Source organism: Bacillus sp. NTK074B, from assembly GCF_017303375.1.
Classification (GTDB): Bacteria; Bacillota; Bacilli; order Bacillales; family Bacillaceae_B; genus Rossellomorea.
Genome location: NZ_JAFKOH010000002.1, coordinates 86,653 through 102,757 on the forward strand (window position 1 = coordinate 86,653; position 16,105 = coordinate 102,757).

Consider the following 16,105-nt stretch of genomic DNA (forward strand, 5'->3'; position numbering starts at 1 on the left):
TTCTATTTCTATCCTACCATAAAATACTTTCTGAGGTCCGTCCCTCTATTTATCAATTAAACTATGATGTAAATACGGAATCGAGGCCAGGGTGGAGATGGCACCTGCCAGAATGATTGTATGGTGTGTCCCAATGGATTCTGCCAATAATCCCGCCAGGAATGCTGCAAGGGGCATGAAGACCCACGTCATGAGTCGACAAGTGGCCTGTACCCTTCCCAATAAATGATCCGGTGTCAACGTTTGTCGGATGGTAACAATGCACGGGCTCATCATTGAAGCGCAGAAAGTCCCTACTGCATTCATGATGACAAGGCCTGGAAAAGTTTCCATCCAGCCGAAACAAAGGATCGAAAGTCCCCCGATCACGGAAGACGTAAATAAAATGGTGCGATAAGAGAACCGCTTCCGGAACAGGCTAGACGACATCGCACCCAATATGGCACCTACTCCTCCCATTGATAACAACCACCCTATCAAAACCGTCTCCAATTGGATGGAATCTTTAAGATGAAACACCAATAACGTAAGGAATAAAGTAGTTCCAAACACAGAAGTGACCATGGCAAGGTTGGTATATAAGATTGGTTTAGTCTTTACGACGTATATAAATCCTTCCCTTATTCCCCCCCAAATTGAATTATCTGAAAACTCTTTCTCCTTCACCTTCATCCGTAGACTCGCAACGGCAAGAAAAGACAACAGAAAGCTGAAGCTATTGACAAGTAAGGCGTACCCTGGGTTAAAGAAGGAGATAATCATTCCTCCCAATCCCGGTGCGATAAACACGGCTAAATTGAATATCCCTGAATTCAATGAATTCACAACCTGAAGGTCTTCTCCCCTGACAAGACCCGGTATCGTGGCAAATTGAGATGTATTATAAATTTGACTCAATAGACCAATCCCAAACACCGCAGGATAGATCATCCACATTTCAAGAATTCCCAGTATGAAGAGAACCCCGATCACGCCGACAAGTAAGCATCGCCCCACATCACATATCAGGAGCAAGTGCTTACGGTTGAAACGATCTGACAGGATCCCGGCGAATGGCTGCAGTAAAATCGGAAGCCGCTCAAGAGCGGCCACAACTCCCATGGTTACAGGTGACCCAGTGATGCTTAATACCATCAAAGGAATGGCGATTAAATAGATCTGGTCCCCGAAAAACGAAATCAAATTTCCTCCCATGAATCTGAAAACGGAATAGTTCTTCTTTAAAGGCGGAAGTTCATTCATTTGATTGATGCTGACCGATGGTTCTCCCAAATTCTTTCATCCCCTTAATCCATTAAGTATTTCACCAATTCTTTCGACAATGAGCCTATAGCATTCTCTTTCAAGCGATATTTTCCATCCTGGATGTCGACAAGCCTGGCAGACCTGAGGATTTTCAAATGATGATGGACCGTGGATTTACCCATACCCAACTCATTCGTGATTTCCTGCAGCGTGCGTTCTGAACGTTTTAACAATTTCACCATCCTGAGGCGTGCATCATCCCCGAGGGCTTTATGTTTCTGTACGAGAAAATAGTTTGGCATATCCTTATCGTCCGGATAGACACTTTCATTGGCTACAGGGTAATAAAACACTTTCACTCCTTCTACATCCCCTTCGACGTTCCAAGGACGGTAAATCGTCTGTGGAATGAGGAGGACCGTGTGGACAGCGGGCTCGGGTAAATAGGTGATACCGCCTGTGGCCCACTCCACCAAAGCTTCAGGATTCAACTTTCCACTCATCTCTTTCTTGGACTGTTTATCCCTTGTCAATATCCCGGATAGTGTCTCCAGTTCAGTTGAAATCACTTCTTCATACCATCGCGTCATCACACTTTTTAGGTGCATCTTAAGATTGTGGACATTTGTCGTGCTGATGAATTCAATATAGCCTGGATAGTAAGGATTATCATCACTCTGTTCTTTCAATCTGTTCCGTGATGGCACATCCCCCTTTGAAGCGAGTATTCGACATTCTTGAAATTTAAGACCTATGTAAGGAATGCAATGGTATTTGAATTTTTCATCTTCCAAGTCATCTATATATGAGATGAATTCAGGTAATGTCCGAAATTCTCTTTGGTGTAATAACAGGAGAAGGGATTTCCAGGTATTATTCTTTTCCACGAACTCCAAATCTGTCAGCAGGGGGCGAGATAGGGACTTTTTCAACTTATCCCATGATGCCTTGGATTTTTCTAACGTATCAATAAGCCTTGAATTGGTGATCGCCGCAATCCCTAGCGCACACTCCCATAGCAGGGAGGCTTCCATTTTCACTTCATATGTTTCTCTTTTCCGACTGGTCATATGGAGTACTTCCATACAGACACACCTCTTTTCTAAAAATTTCAAAAAATTTTTTTCTAAGACCATTCTATAATTATAGAATTCATAATTCAACATAAATTGAAATAAAACACAAAATATTACTATTTTTTTATAAAAAGGTAGTTGGCGATCCTTTTCTTAGTGAAAATAAAGGAGATTCCCACACCCTTGTCATCGCACACAAGAAAAAAGCACATAAATCCTATACAGGGATTCATGTGCTCCAATTAAAAGTATTACGATTTAACTTTATCTTTCTTGATTTGCTTACTTCTCAACTGACCGCATGCTGCATCGATATCCGTCCCCTGCTCTACACGCACGCCACAGTTAATACCATGTTCCAGCAGGGTACCATAGAATTCAACAATCGCTTCTTTTGTACTTCTCTGATACTGGTTGTGTTCGTCGACCGGATTATAAGGAATCAAGTTTACGTATGAAAGATGACGCTTATTCTTCAGCAGTTTGGCAAGCTGAAGGGCTTCTTCCTTATGATCATTCACATCACTTAAGAGAATATACTCGAAGGTGATCCGACGATTGGTCTTCTCGAGGTAATAATCAATCGCAGGCATGAGTTTCTCTAAAGGATAGGCACGATTGATCTTCATGATCCTTGTACGCAATTCGTTGTTTGGCGCATGAAGTGAAACAGCCAGATTGATTTGAATGTTTTCATCAGCAAACTTGTAAATCTTATCTGCCAATCCACTTGTGGAAACGGTAATGTGACGCGCTCCAATTGAAAGACCTTTTTGGTCATTTACCACACGGAAGAAGTCCATCATATTATCATAGTTATCGAACGGTTCACCAATTCCCATCACAACGATATGACTGACACGTTCTCCGTTCCCTGCTTCATCCAGATGGTGCTGCACATTCATGATCTGTTCCACAATTTCACCGCTGGATAAGTCGCGGTTCTTCTTCAACAGTCCACTTGCACAGAATGTACACCCGATGTTACAACCTACCTGTGTAGTGACACACACACTCAGCCCGTAGTTGAAACGCATCAAGACGGTTTCAATCAGGTTCCCATCTTCAAGTTTGAATAGGAATTTAATCGTACCATCCTTTGATTCCTGCTTGATTTCCTGAGTGAGCGTGTGAAGATAGAAATTCTCTTCTAGAAGCTGAACACAGTCAGCGTTCAGGTTCTTCATGTCGGCAAAGTTTGTCACTCTTTTCTTATATAACCAATCCCATACTTGAGCCGCACGGAATTTCTTTTGTCCGTTTTCAACGAGCCATGACGTCAATTGATCTAATGTTAATCCATATATGGATTTCTTTTCCATTTAAAACCCTCATTTCAAAACTCTACAATTTTCTACTTATCTATACTACTTAAAGTATGGGAATGTTTCAAGGGATTTATAAGTGTTGAGAAGAATTGGAATTCCGTAATTTAGTACAAAAACACCAAAATACGCCGGGTTTTGATCCGGCGTATACTTTAAATATTGACCCTATGGCCAATTAAGAGATTTTCTTCTATTACAAGATAATTTCTGTTTCAACGTATTACCTTGCAAGGATACATTTTTAATCTTATTAAAAAAATAATGAACTTCAAAGCATCCCGAATATGGTATAATCTTCTAAATATTAAAAAGGAGATGTTAACCATGTTTTCTTTCACAGTAGATCCAGAAATTTCGATCGATCTGTTTCAACAGCATCATATACACGAGTTGTACGAACTGATTGATTCAAACCGGGAACATCTTCGAAAGTGGCTTCTATGGGTGGATAAGCGGCAATCACCTGAGGATTTGGAACCGATTATCCCAATGTGGATCCGGAATTACGCGGATAACAACGGATTTGATGCCGGCATACGGTATCATGGAAGATTAGTAGGTATGATCGGGCTTCATTATATCGATTGGAAAAGCAGGAGTACAAGTATTGGATACCTTCTTTCCCGGGAAGCTGAAGGAAAAGGGATCATCTCCCGCGCTGTTTCCTCACTCTTACAATATCTTTTTTTAGAAATGGATCTAAACAGGGTAGAAATTCAATGTGCCCTCAACAATAAGAAGAGCATAGGAATCCCGGAACGTTTGGGGTTCACAAAAGAAGGGATCACCCGGGAAGGTCAATGGTTATATGATCATTATGAAGACATCGTGACCTATAGTCTATTGAAAAGGGATTGGGAGGTTTCTTGATAGAATAAAAAAACAACCAGCTTCTTTTAGTTAAAGCTGGTTGTTTAGTGTTCACTTTATGCTGTATACCTTTTTAATGTACCTCTCTACCGACTCTCCAATCGTAGACATGAGTTTCTCCAACTCATTCCATTCAACTAGGGGATCCTGACAGTGAAGCAATCCGATGACAATGACTACAGTTTCATCTGTCTTTATAAAACCGACATCATTGCATACACCTTCTAAACCACCTGTCATATGGAACCACGGCAGGGAAAAACAAAACCCATCTGGATCACTCTGATGTTTCATTCCTTTCATTATAGCTTCCTTATGATCAGGTTTTAATCCTTTACCCAGTAAAAGATCCATCATTTGAAACAAACCCTTTGGAGTTCCGATATTATTCACTGTATCTCTATTCTGATCAGATACTTTACAATCAACATCCAAACTTGCAAGAGAATCATTCAGGTACTGTTCCGGGAGTTCGTGGATCAAATTAACGTAAGACCCCGTGCTGTGTTCACATACGGTTAAATATAGATCTTCATTTACTACTGAATGGGTACTCCTTGAAACGAGAATGGAGGTAATCCATTTAGAAACGCTCGCCAAAGGAAGCCTCTCATCCTCATTGATAGTGATCGTTTCCTTAGTATTCGTGTCGTGCAGGTAAAAACCGAATAATGTGTGGGATGGAATTAGGCTGGTGATTATACTCTGCAATGCTTGCGTCTCTTTAAGTTTCAAACCATACTCCTTCCAAAGCCTTCACGTACCTCTCAGCAGACTTCTGCACTCTCTCATGTGCGTTCTCCTTTACCACCCGATGAAAGGCATTATATAATCGGTGAAATTTCATGTCTTTGACCACCTTTGCCATTTGGACTACTTTCCTTGCGGGAAGGGGGATAAGATTTGGATAGCTGTACATGAAGCTGACCCACTGTCTGTCGGCCACCACCTGAATGATATCCCCTGTTAAGAGAATTCCTTTACTGCCGCAACCTTCTTTCCAGTGAAGGATAGAACCGCCTTTGAAGTGTCCGCCAAGACGGTGTATGGTCAAACCACTATGTAATTGCAGGGATTCACCGGACCAATAAACAATCCGATCACTTTTCCTCATCACCCACTCCCGGTCATCTTCGTGTATATAGATGGGCACATCGAATGTTTCAGCCCAATCTACCTGTGTGGAGTAATAATGGGGATGGGACAGGGCAATGGCATCCAACCCTCCAAGTCTCGCAATCTCACTGATCGTCTCTTCATCAAGGTACGAAATGCAGTCCCATAAAAGGTTGAACCCTTCTTCTTGAATGAGATAAGCCGTTTGTCCGATGGCAAATTCAGGTATTGTTTTCACACTATATAACCCTGACTCCTCTAGTGTGATTTTATTCCTGAAAGGTTTCTCCTTCATTTTCTCTATCGTGGTCCAGGCTTGACCCGATGGACTTACATATTGCCTTTCTTCCTCACAAATCACACATCGTTCAGGAATTTGCGGGGTATGTTCGTACTGTACTCCACATGTTTCACATATGTATCGGTTCAAAAGAACCCCTCCTTCTACAAATACTGAGAAAATACTACATTATCATTTTACAGGAAGATTTCCCCAATTCAAAGTTGACTTTTCTCTATTCTCTGACTATAGGAGATCTTGGCATATACACATGTATCCGTTAAATGTTTACCATCCACGGAAAGATCTTCGTTTCGCAGGATTCCTTCCAAATCATATCCAAGTTTCTCGGGTATGGCCCTGCTCTTAAGATTCGTTGATTCACATCTTATTTCCACCCTTCTTCCACCCAGCCCAGTCAAAGCAAACTTCGTTAATTCCCCCACCGCTTCTACCATGTATCCATTACCGCTCATCCTCGTGTCGATCCAATAGCCGATTTCTAGTTTCGGAATACTCCAGTCGATATTATGAAACCCCGTTGATCCGACAAATTCGTCTGTGTTTTTCAAGAAAACCAAGTATCTAAGACTCTCTCTGGTAAGAAATTTCGCATGGGCTTCGCGGGCGTTCGACTCGGTATCTTCCACTTCGGGATTACTTAGGGCAAACCCAAGCCAAGGCTGTAATTCAGACAAGGATGCTTTGATTGCAGCATTAACCTTACTGCCATCTCCGGGACGCGGCATTCTTAATCTTAATCTTTCGGTTTCAATCATTGTTGGTATGTCTAGTAATATTGGGTTCATTGTAAGCACTCCCTTTATAAAAAGTAAAAAAACCCCCGTTCTCAAGAAATGAATCTTGAGGACGAGAGTTTCGTGGTACCACCTCAGTTTACCGGTATGTCACCATACCGACCTTAACGGATAACATGTATCCGCCCTCTATAACGGGAGTTCCCGTTGTAATGGCTGCCTAGAGCAGCTTCATGCACAGCTCCGAGTCTTTTATCGTCCTTACCGTGATGTCCCTTTTCCACCATCAGGGCTCTCTGTTCATCACTTCTGTAACAATGACAATCTCTTCAACGCTTAATTGGAAATATTTTAAATTATTGAAATTATAAGGCAATGGTGATCTTCATGTCAATACTTTATTTTAGACTATTCAGTGATTGATTCATTATTTCCACTGTCTATTCAACTGGACTTACGCCCACTAACAATAAGAAACGATGGCCTTCTTTCCTCATTTCTTAGCCCAGGCATCAGATCCAGTCCTTCAGGAGTCGGCAGGGGCTCAAGCAGCTTTTCCAACGTGAAACCCTGTTGTATCAGGCCATTAATCAACGTTGGTATCGTGCGGTGATATTTAATCACCCCGTCCACATACCAATGCTGCTGCCGTTTCCCTTCATGGCGATAGTGATCAAGTGCCCAGTGCAGCCGTTCACCCTCATCATTTCCCCACCAATTGTTCATGTCTTTTCGTGCGGTCACGATGGGGTGCTCTATAGAGTATACCAGCCTTCCTCCGGGTTTCAAAAGAGTGTGGAGCTTCTGAATGAGAGATCCATAGTCTTTGATATAATGAAGTGCCAATGAGCTTACAATCAAGTCAAAGGGCTCTCCCGTGGAGGACAGATCCTCGATAGGACTGCATACATATATTATCTTATTATCGGGATGATCGTTTAAAGCACGTGATATCATGTTTTCAGAAATATCCACCCCGACGACAGAAGATGCTCCCTGATCAATACAGTATTTCGATAATGCACCTGTCCCGCATCCAAGATCCATTATGCGTTTTCCCGTTAGGTCCTGAATCTCTTCTTTCATAGCAGGCTGCTCAAGAAAATCATTATATGTCCGACCTGAATCCCGCAGGTTCATATACCCTTCAAAGAATATGGGATCGTCATATATGTTTTGTTTCATTTTCACCCTTCTTTCTCTACTAGAAAGTCTTATGAACTTCAGATCTCTATCAGGAAGATTTAAAACATTGAGAAAAATCGCCGCCCGGCTCTATCGTTTCCTTCTTCTTGCTTGAAGCAAATACATAGGCAGGAATAGTACCCAGCACTTTGGTTCTGCCATTTTTCACTTGTAAACCCGTCTCTTCACTTAGTGCTATCACAGGTTTACCGTATGTATCAATGAACCGGTTTATTAGATGATCATTTTCTTCCTCATAGTGACACCAAATAGAATAATCATCCAGATAGGATAAAGCTTTGCTGGCCCTCAAGAGAACTGTATTTTCATCCATATGTTCACAGGTTGAGATATTGCTTCCCATTACAATGGCTCCGGCACTCCCACCATAAATCAGTCCGCCTTCTTCTTTAAATGCGGTTAACGGAGCGTGGAATCCGTCCTGTAGAATGGAATGCATCAAGTTGAACGTATTGCCACCGCCTATATAGACAGCCGAAAACTCCTTAAGCTCCTCCAGTGATTTCCCCCTCAAATCCAACCACATCGTAATGTCCGTAATTCCAAACGGTCCGAATACACTATGTATCCATTGATAGCAATCCTCATACGAAATTTGAGCGGGATCCATCGCAATCGGAAGATATAACAACGGCTTACCCCTATCCAATTCACTTGCAAATACCTTATCAATCTCACACGTCTGCTCTCTACCCCCACCACCTGAAAGATACAACCCGCTCAACTCATCTCCCCCTTTTGAGGGACGGACCTCCAAATTCCTATCCCTAATTATGTTAATTATAGCAATAAATAGTGTTAAATCAAAAAAATGTTTTAAAATTGGAGGTCCGTCCCTCGCTCTTTTATAGTTCTGAAAAAACGGTGTAATCATGAAAATTTTCTTGTTTTGGCTGAATTAAGGGCGATTCCTATCTGAAAATAGTCCTATGTTTTCTCAATACCGCCTTTTCCTATCCTGTGATATTCTTAATTTGGCAGAATTATTAGAAAAAGAGGAGGAATTGGAATGAAGAAGAAAAAGATTTTAACCATGGGACTATCCGTTGGAATTCTCTCCGGAATGATGGCTACCGGCAGCCTTGCTGCTCCTTCAGATCATGCTCATTTCCAAATGAACAAGAAAGCGGGCACACCTGAATTTGTAACAGGGCAATTATCCGCTCCCACTGGAAAAGATGCGGAAGCCGTTGTCCTATCTTTTGTAGAACAAAACAAATCTGCATTCAAACTGTCCAACAAAAAAACGGACGAGCAGTTCAACGTGCTCTCAATTGAAAAAGACAGCCTGGGTAATACAGTCGTCCGCATTCAGCAAACGTATCAAAATGTTCCTGTCTGGGGGTCCACACAGTCAGGAGTCGTGCAGAAAAATGGTGTTCTCCAGGCATTTTCCGGATCAGTGGTGGCAGACCTGGAAGAAAAAATGTCCTCCTCCAAAAAGAAAATAAACGCCAAAAAGGCATTAAAGCTTGCTAAAGAGGATCTAGGACAAAATCCAAAATTAGAGAAAGAAGCAATGCCGGAGTTAGTCGTTTATGCAGATGGTGATAAGGCTTCTTTTGCCTATTTTATTAACCTGAACTATCTAGAACCGTCTCCAGGAAACTGGAATTACTTTATTGACGCAAAGACCGGTGATATCCTGAATAAATATAATGACATGCATGAGGTCAGCGGGACGAATCAAGTAGGGACGGGTAAGGGTGTCCTGGGAGCTTCAAAGCCCCTAAACACGACTCTTTCAAGCGGAAAGTACTATTTACAGGATAATACAAGAGGAAGTGGCATTTTTACATACAACATGAATAACCGTACGTTCTTCCCCCAATTTTTCTTACCAGGCACCCTTTGGTCGGATAGCGATAATGTGTTGAATGCCACATATGATGCACCAGCGGTTGACGCCCATTATTTCGCAGGAGTCACGTATGATTATTATAAAAACCATTTCAATCGAAATTCCTATGACAATCAGGGTGCTAAATTAGTATCATCCGTTCATTACAGCAGCGGATATAACAACGCATTTTGGAACGGTTCTCAGATGGTATACGGTGACGGGGATGGCACTACCTTCGTTCCGCTTTCAGGTGGGATTGACGTTGTTGCCCATGAACTCACACATGCTGTTACAGATTTCTCTTCTGATCTCGTTTATCAGAATGAATCAGGGGCGTTGAATGAAGCGATTTCAGATATTTTTGGTACGTTGGTGGAGTATGAGAACGGGTATAATCCCGACTTTGAAATCGGGGAAGATATTTATACTCCTGGCACTACAGGAGATGCCCTTCGCTCTATGAGCAATCCGGCGAAATACGGTGACCCTGATCATTATTCCAAGAGATATACAGGGACGGCAGACAACGGCGGAGTTCATACAAATAGCGGTATCATCAACAAGCAGGCGTATTTATTGAGTGAAGGCGGCACCCATTATGGTGTCACTGTCCCGGGAATCGGTCGTGAGAAGCTTGGGGATATATACTACCGTATGAATACGGTCTACTTGACTGCCTCATCTACTTTCAGTCAGGCAAGAGCAGCTGCCGTACAAGCAGCTGCCGATTTATACGGCAGTACTTCGTCAGAAGTGAATGCTGTGAGGCTCTCTTTTGACGCTGTCGGTATCAATTAATGATCGGATGGGCAGTAATTCTATCTCTGCCCATGTATGATCAACAACAATGTGGTGTTTGAACATTTCCATTATAAAAAAACCAAAAAAAGTCCTTGATCAATCGATCAAGGACTTTTATGTGTGTGAATTAGTGATTTGCTGCTTTATCCATTCCACCTGGCTTCTTGTGGACAGCCAGTTTATCAATTAAGTTATTGCTTTCTGTATTCAATCCTATTAGATTGACTTTCACATCATTCTGATGGTATTTGATCATAATTTTATCAATCGCGCCGACCGCTGAATCATCCCAAAGATGAGCATGAGTCAAATCAAGTGTCACTTCTTTAATATCCTCATTGAAATTGAAGCTTTCTACGAACTCGGTTACAGAAGCAAAGAACAATTGACCCGAAACCCGGTATACTTTTTTGTGTGTTTCTCCTGATGCCATCGTCGTAATGTTAACTTTCGAAATTTTAGAAGCAAAGAATACAGCACTTAAAATAATTCCTACCAGTACACCTTTAGACAAGTCATGTGTCATTAGTACGGTTCCAACCGTTACAAGCATTACCAGTGTATCTGTAAAGGGAGTTTTATGCAGGCTTTTTAAAGACGACCAATCAAACGTCCCGATAGATACCATGAACATGACACCAACCAGGGCAGCCATGGGAATCTGAACAAGGAAATCATTCAATACGAGTATAAGAGTCATTAAGAAAATCCCTGCCACAAGGGCGGAAAGCCTTCCTCTTCCTCCCGATTTCACATTGATGACTGATTGTCCAATCATCGCACAACCCGCCATCCCTCCAAAGAACCCGGATACGATATTGGCAATCCCCTGGCCTCTTGCTTCTTTATTCTTATTACTTGAAGTGTCCGTCATATCGTCTACGATAGAGGCAGTCAGAAGCGATTCTACCAAGCCGACAATCGCAATCGATAACGAATAAGGGAAAATGATTTGCAACGTTTCAAATGTGAGTGGAATGTCCGGAATTAAAAATAATGGCAGAGTCTGGGTTAATTCCCCCATATCCCCAACCGTACGCACTCCACTTCCAGTCAGCACTGCAAAGACAGTCACGGCAATAATTGCAACCAAGGCGGAGGGTACAGCTTTGGTGAAGCGAGGCAGAATGTAAATGATAGCAAGTGCCCCGGCAACCATGGCATACATCACCCAAGTCTCCCCAACGAAATGCGGTAATTGTGCAGAGAAGATCAGGATGGCTAATGCATTCACGAATCCGACCATAACAGAACGTGGCACAAATTTCATTAAGCGTCCTAACTTCAGGACACCCATGATAATCTGGATCACACCTGTCAATATTGTTGCAGCCAGTAAGTATTGCAAACCATGATCAGCCACTAGAGTTGTCATCAACAGGGCAGTTGCACCCGTTGCAGCTGAGATCATTCCCGGTCGCCCACCAACAAACGCAATGACTACGGCAATACAAAATGAAGCATATAATCCGACCATGGGATCTACACCAGCAATTATGGAAAACGCGATCGCCTCAGGTATCAAAGCCATTGCAACGACCATCCCGGAAAGGATATCCCCTTTCACATTTCCAAACCATTCATATTTTATTTTTTCACTAAAATTCATAATGCACCTCTTTCGATTAAATGATGACTTTCAACTCTCATGAAAGTCGGGGCCGTTTAACACAAGGCACATTATATAATGGATAGGTGTATTTGTGAAACCCTTAAGAAAGCGCAAACATTAAACATTTCCTTTCAATTTCTCTTCTTTACACTTACTTTCTGCTACATTTCAATAACTTGTAAAAAATATCTTCCTGTTCATTAGAGGAATATGAAGAATAAACTAGAAATAAATACTAAACGCTTTCATGAAATGAGGGAGATAGTATTGTTCAAAAATATCCTACTTGCTACAGACGGGTCCGAGCACTCCTTAAGGGCAGGAGAAAAGGCAATTGCTCTCGCTGGTTGCCATGAAGGCTCCAAGATCGATATTGTATACGTTATAGATGGGAAACAATCAAAAGAGGATGTTCTTAAATCCTGGGGATTCGATGCAGGCGACAAGCGGAAGCAAAAGCTTCAAATGCTTGAACAAAAAGCGAAACATCAAGGGATCCGGTATGAAATCATCTTCTTACATGGGGAACCTGGACCGTCCATCGTGGAGTATGCGAATAAACATGAGTTTGACGCAGTGGTCATTGGAAGCCGGGGATTGAATGCCTTTCAGGAAATGGTACTTGGCAGCGTCAGCCATAAAGTGGCCAAAAGGGCAAAATGTCCTGTCATGATCGTAAAGTAGAAAAGACTTCCGTTTGGGAAGTCTTTCTTTAATTCTTATACAAATAATCAAAGACCATCGGTACCCTTTCTCTCCATGCCATCCCATACCCTGCATCTTCATCAAGATAAAGGTTTTGTCCATCATGCATATACAATACAGGGTACCTTTTTCCTGTCGTTTCATGATAATCCTCCGGTAAATAAACACGAATGGTCCTTTTCCTGTTCAAAGGGGTCATATTAACTTCAAAATGCTCATACATCTTGGTCCCTCCAATGTATTTTTGTTTAATTTAGCATCATATGAGATAAAAAGGTATTGGTATATGGTTGAGAAGTATTAGATTCAGCAACGAGTGAAAAAGGTGCACATCCTTTATGGAAATGCACCTTTATCTCAGCTTCATTCACTTTCGCTTCTATTATAGGAGCTCTCCGGCAGTGTATCCCAGAATGATGTATCCGCTTCTTCAATGGAACCATCCCCAATCGCCTTTGCCGCCGCTTCTAAACTGATGACCGCTTGCTTTATGAGATATCCATTGCTCTTTTGTCCAAGGACATAATCCTCTCTATAATGATCTGCCATACCCCTCATTTCAAAAAGAAGTGTGGCAATCCCATACTCGACAGCAAGTCCATTCCGGCTTATTGTAGGAGCTGATCCACCGATGTATTTTGACAGGGTACCGAACCCTCGGGCCTCAACCGTGTTGTATAGGATAGCACCAAGCTGCTTTGATTTTTCAACCACTTCCGGATCTACATTCTCATTTGTTGGGTATAAAATTGAACCTGAGACAAGTTCATCCGTGTCGCCAAGAGTGGTTTCCGCCCCTTGATGATGAAGATCAATCATATAGTCAGGCTTATATTTCTGAAGTACGTTTTCATGAAGGGCCTTCGTTTCAGGCTGATTACGATCCACATGATCGCGATTCAAGTCCACTTCATTTGCATTGTACCGTGTGTGAGTTCCTGCCACATAATCATTGAGTGAGAAATCAACGTCCCCTTCTGCCCCATCGACATTCAAGCGTGGAGCAACGAGTATGTTCACGTTCTCAAGCATTTCTTTCACTTCTTTAGAGTTGGAAGTAAGATGCTTGATGAATTGAAGTGCTCCTTCAGTCGTCAAGGCTTCATTACCATGTTGCTGGGTCAAATAAAGAACCGTGGGATTTTCTTCATTGTTTCCAAATTTCGCTAGATAAAGATCTCTTCCTTTTACAGACTGACCGTAAGCTTCTAACGTTAGAGCATCTGATTTCTGATCAAGATGTTGAAGCATGCTCACCATTTCTTCATAGTCATGGAGACGTTCATTCTTAATGGTCTCATTCCCTTTGTACTCCGGTCCATCTGCCATTACAATCCCGCCTGGTGTCGAAAAGGCAATTCCTGAAGCTACTAGAGCACTTGAAAGGGCTCCCAACATTAATTTCTTCTTCACTATGTATTCCTCCTCATATATTTCATATCCCTAATATACTTAGATGTAAGAGGTTTGAATTCCTTTCCAGTTCTCCAAAATGAAACATTCGAACTGACTTACGGAATAACGGGTGGATATTAATCCCTAGATTGAATCGAAAAATGCTAATTTTTGTCTAACTATTGAATCAGGTCGATTTCACAAAAAAAAGAGAAGCCATATTGATCAGCTTCTCACCAAACCTTGTGTTCCCTTATTCTCCGAAAATACGGCCTTTATCATCTACATAAATCGTTTTGATCAGTGTTCGATTGAATGCATTCTTCCCCTTTTTTCCTTTTATATCGATCGTCACATTATAGACGCCTTCTCCAAGTGAGGGCAGCTTTAATAATCCGTTCTTGGATTTAAGCTTACTTTCTTTTAACTTTCCATTTTTATAATACTCAATTGTCATATCTTGTTGAATGCTTACATCGCTGTCCTTTTTCTTCAAACTGATTTGGTCTTGTTCCATACTCATACTCACAGCATTATTCATTATACTATCAAAAGAAACATTCAATAAATATGTTTCCGTGCTTTGCGAGGCAGATTCAAGAGTCCACTCCCCCGGATTAGGAGTATTAATCGTAAGAGTATGATGATATGCTCCGTTAAAATAATCACTGTTGTCCTTACTCACATCAAAAGAAGAATATTTATTTTTCTTCGGGTCTTTCAGGACCAAACGGGAGGAAGGACTGCTGCTCATCCAGTCAAAAGTGACCGACCTTGCACCTTCTTCCACCAGGATTTTCTCTTGAGTTTCCCCGCTATATCCCCCACCCCTGAAAAACGAGTCTGCATCATTATTGAAGGATGCACTTTGAGTTACCGCTCCCGAGGAATTGTTCGTCGTTTCGTTCAAGTAACCCTTAAATAAATTAAAAGTAGAAGACCCTTCTTTAATGGTGTAATGATTCCATCCCCCCACCTTCAATTCAGTAGCGTAAGGAAGTCTAGAACTATTGACAGTGACAGCCCCATCATTACTTCCATATCCTGAAAGATATAATCCTCCCCAATACAAGGAACTGCCAAAGCTTCCCCATTTCGTTCCACCGAACGTATAGAATGGGACCTTAGTTACATTGGCATTTTGATCCGTTTCTTCCCGAAAGTAACTCATATATCCTGTTTGCAATGAGTAGGTGGCCTCATTTTTACTGCCAAGGATGCCTGCCAGCCAACCTGCCCAGCTGCTATAAGCTAGATCAGCCAATTGAGATCCGTAATGTGGAGTGGAGAGAGTAATCACCCTCGAAACATACGGATATGCTCCATAGTGAACAAGAGCTGACTGGACATCGATGCCTCCTTTACTGTGGGCGACAATCACTACTTTTTCTCCGTAATAATTGTATATATCACGGATCTTTTGCGAGAGGAGGGTGCCGTTGTCCCACATATTCCTGGTTGGATACAAATCGATAAAAGCGGTTTCATAACCGTTCTGATAGGCCGTATCGTACATATTGTTGTCATTCCACCATGTGTTAGAAGAGCTGTTTAATCCGTGAACAAATAGAATCGGCTGCTTGGATGGAGCTACAGACGAAGGGGTCGTACCTACATACCACTGCCCGGGGACCCCTGAAGGGTCTTTAGTCCAAGAACCCGCATGACTCCATGACGGCAGTAAAAGAAACAAGGCCAAAACGGTCATACTAATCTTTTTGATCATACCCTCTCTCCTTTATGAATGTGATAAACATGTAAAGTATATAGAAAGGCGTAAATAGATATGACTGGTGATATGTAATTTGTGATAAAAGAACTAAAAACAGGAAAGCGAAATGTATGTATAAAAGTCGACCAGCTCGCTATG

15 protein-coding genes are annotated in these 16,105 nt (G+C 41.9%); 3 read left to right on the plus strand and 12 right to left on the minus strand.

Features of this window, described 5'->3' with window-relative positions; translation table 11 throughout:
- Window positions 1-45: 45 nt before the first annotated feature.
- From JI667_RS03830 to rlmN, 3 genes are all read right to left on the minus strand, one after another.
- Complete coding sequence (locus JI667_RS03830; protein ID WP_244668193.1) at window positions 46-1,272, minus strand: MFS transporter; 1,227 nt, start codon at window positions 1,270-1,272, stop codon at window positions 46-48.
- A 14-nt stretch (window positions 1,273-1,286) separates the two neighbouring features.
- Complete coding sequence (locus tag JI667_RS03835; RefSeq protein WP_206850740.1) at window positions 1,287-2,330, minus strand: ArsR/SmtB family transcription factor; 1,044 nt, start codon at window positions 2,328-2,330, stop codon at window positions 1,287-1,289.
- Between the two features lie 242 nt (window positions 2,331-2,572).
- The gene (gene rlmN / locus JI667_RS03840) at window positions 2,573-3,643 is read right to left on the minus strand and encodes a 23S rRNA (adenine(2503)-C(2))-methyltransferase RlmN (RefSeq protein ID WP_098351586.1); all 1,071 of its coding nucleotides are present in this window, start codon (window positions 3,641-3,643) and stop codon (window positions 2,573-2,575) included.
- A gap of 330 nt (window positions 3,644-3,973) precedes the next feature.
- Between rlmN and JI667_RS03845 the strand changes: the two genes are divergently transcribed.
- Complete coding sequence (locus tag JI667_RS03845; RefSeq protein ID WP_206850742.1) at window positions 3,974-4,519, plus strand: GNAT family N-acetyltransferase; 546 nt, start codon at window positions 3,974-3,976, stop codon at window positions 4,517-4,519.
- 51 nt (window positions 4,520-4,570) lie between these two features.
- Here JI667_RS03845 and JI667_RS03850 read toward each other — a convergent pair whose 3' ends face one another.
- The 5 genes from JI667_RS03850 to JI667_RS03870 form a co-directional block, all read right to left on the minus strand.
- On the minus strand, window positions 4,571-5,254 hold the full coding sequence (locus JI667_RS03850; RefSeq protein ID WP_206850743.1) for a serine hydrolase: 684 nt from the start codon (window positions 5,252-5,254) through the stop codon (window positions 4,571-4,573).
- The gene (locus JI667_RS03855; protein ID WP_206850745.1) at window positions 5,244-6,065 is read right to left on the minus strand and encodes a hypothetical protein; all 822 of its coding nucleotides are present in this window, start codon (window positions 6,063-6,065) and stop codon (window positions 5,244-5,246) included. The genes JI667_RS03850 and JI667_RS03855 overlap by 11 nt, the downstream gene beginning before the upstream one ends.
- 68 nt (window positions 6,066-6,133) lie before the next feature.
- Window positions 6,134-6,724, minus strand: a complete 591-nt coding sequence (locus JI667_RS03860) for a GNAT family N-acetyltransferase (protein WP_206850747.1) — start codon at window positions 6,722-6,724, stop codon at window positions 6,134-6,136.
- A gap of 393 nt (window positions 6,725-7,117) precedes the next feature.
- A complete protein-coding gene (locus tag JI667_RS03865; RefSeq protein ID WP_206850749.1) occupies window positions 7,118-7,858 on the minus strand; it encodes a class I SAM-dependent methyltransferase in 741 nt (246 codons plus the stop codon).
- Between the two features lie 49 nt (window positions 7,859-7,907).
- The gene (locus JI667_RS03870; RefSeq protein ID WP_206850757.1) at window positions 7,908-8,603 is read right to left on the minus strand and encodes a Type 1 glutamine amidotransferase-like domain-containing protein; all 696 of its coding nucleotides are present in this window, start codon (window positions 8,601-8,603) and stop codon (window positions 7,908-7,910) included.
- Between the two features lie 285 nt (window positions 8,604-8,888).
- Here JI667_RS03870 and JI667_RS03875 point away from each other — a divergent pair, with 285 nt between their 5' ends.
- Entirely contained in the window at window positions 8,889-10,520 is a 1,632-nt protein-coding gene (locus tag JI667_RS03875) for a M4 family metallopeptidase (protein ID WP_206850759.1), read from the plus strand.
- Window positions 10,521-10,650: 130 nt separating this feature from the next.
- Here JI667_RS03875 and JI667_RS03880 read toward each other — a convergent pair whose 3' ends face one another.
- Window positions 10,651-12,132, minus strand: a complete 1,482-nt coding sequence (locus JI667_RS03880; RefSeq protein ID WP_206850767.1) for a SulP family inorganic anion transporter — start codon at window positions 12,130-12,132, stop codon at window positions 10,651-10,653.
- Window positions 12,133-12,402: 270 nt separating this feature from the next.
- Here JI667_RS03880 and JI667_RS03885 point away from each other — a divergent pair, with 270 nt between their 5' ends.
- Window positions 12,403-12,819, plus strand: a complete 417-nt coding sequence (locus tag JI667_RS03885; protein ID WP_206850768.1) for a universal stress protein — start codon at window positions 12,403-12,405, stop codon at window positions 12,817-12,819.
- 28 nt (window positions 12,820-12,847) lie between these two features.
- Here JI667_RS03885 and JI667_RS03890 read toward each other — a convergent pair whose 3' ends face one another.
- The 3 genes from JI667_RS03890 to JI667_RS03900 form a co-directional block, all read right to left on the minus strand.
- Entirely contained in the window at window positions 12,848-13,063 is a 216-nt protein-coding gene (locus JI667_RS03890; RefSeq protein WP_206850771.1) for an alpha/beta hydrolase-fold protein, read from the minus strand.
- A gap of 140 nt (window positions 13,064-13,203) precedes the next feature.
- Window positions 13,204-14,253, minus strand: a complete 1,050-nt coding sequence (locus tag JI667_RS03895) for a M14 family metallopeptidase (RefSeq protein ID WP_206850773.1) — start codon at window positions 14,251-14,253, stop codon at window positions 13,204-13,206.
- A 235-nt stretch (window positions 14,254-14,488) separates the two neighbouring features.
- Window positions 14,489-15,961 carry an esterase/lipase family protein gene (locus tag JI667_RS03900; protein WP_206850774.1) on the minus strand — a complete coding sequence of 491 codons (1,473 nt, stop codon included), beginning with the start codon at window positions 15,959-15,961 and terminating at the stop codon, window positions 14,489-14,491.
- Between the last annotated feature and the right edge of the window lie 144 nt (window positions 15,962-16,105).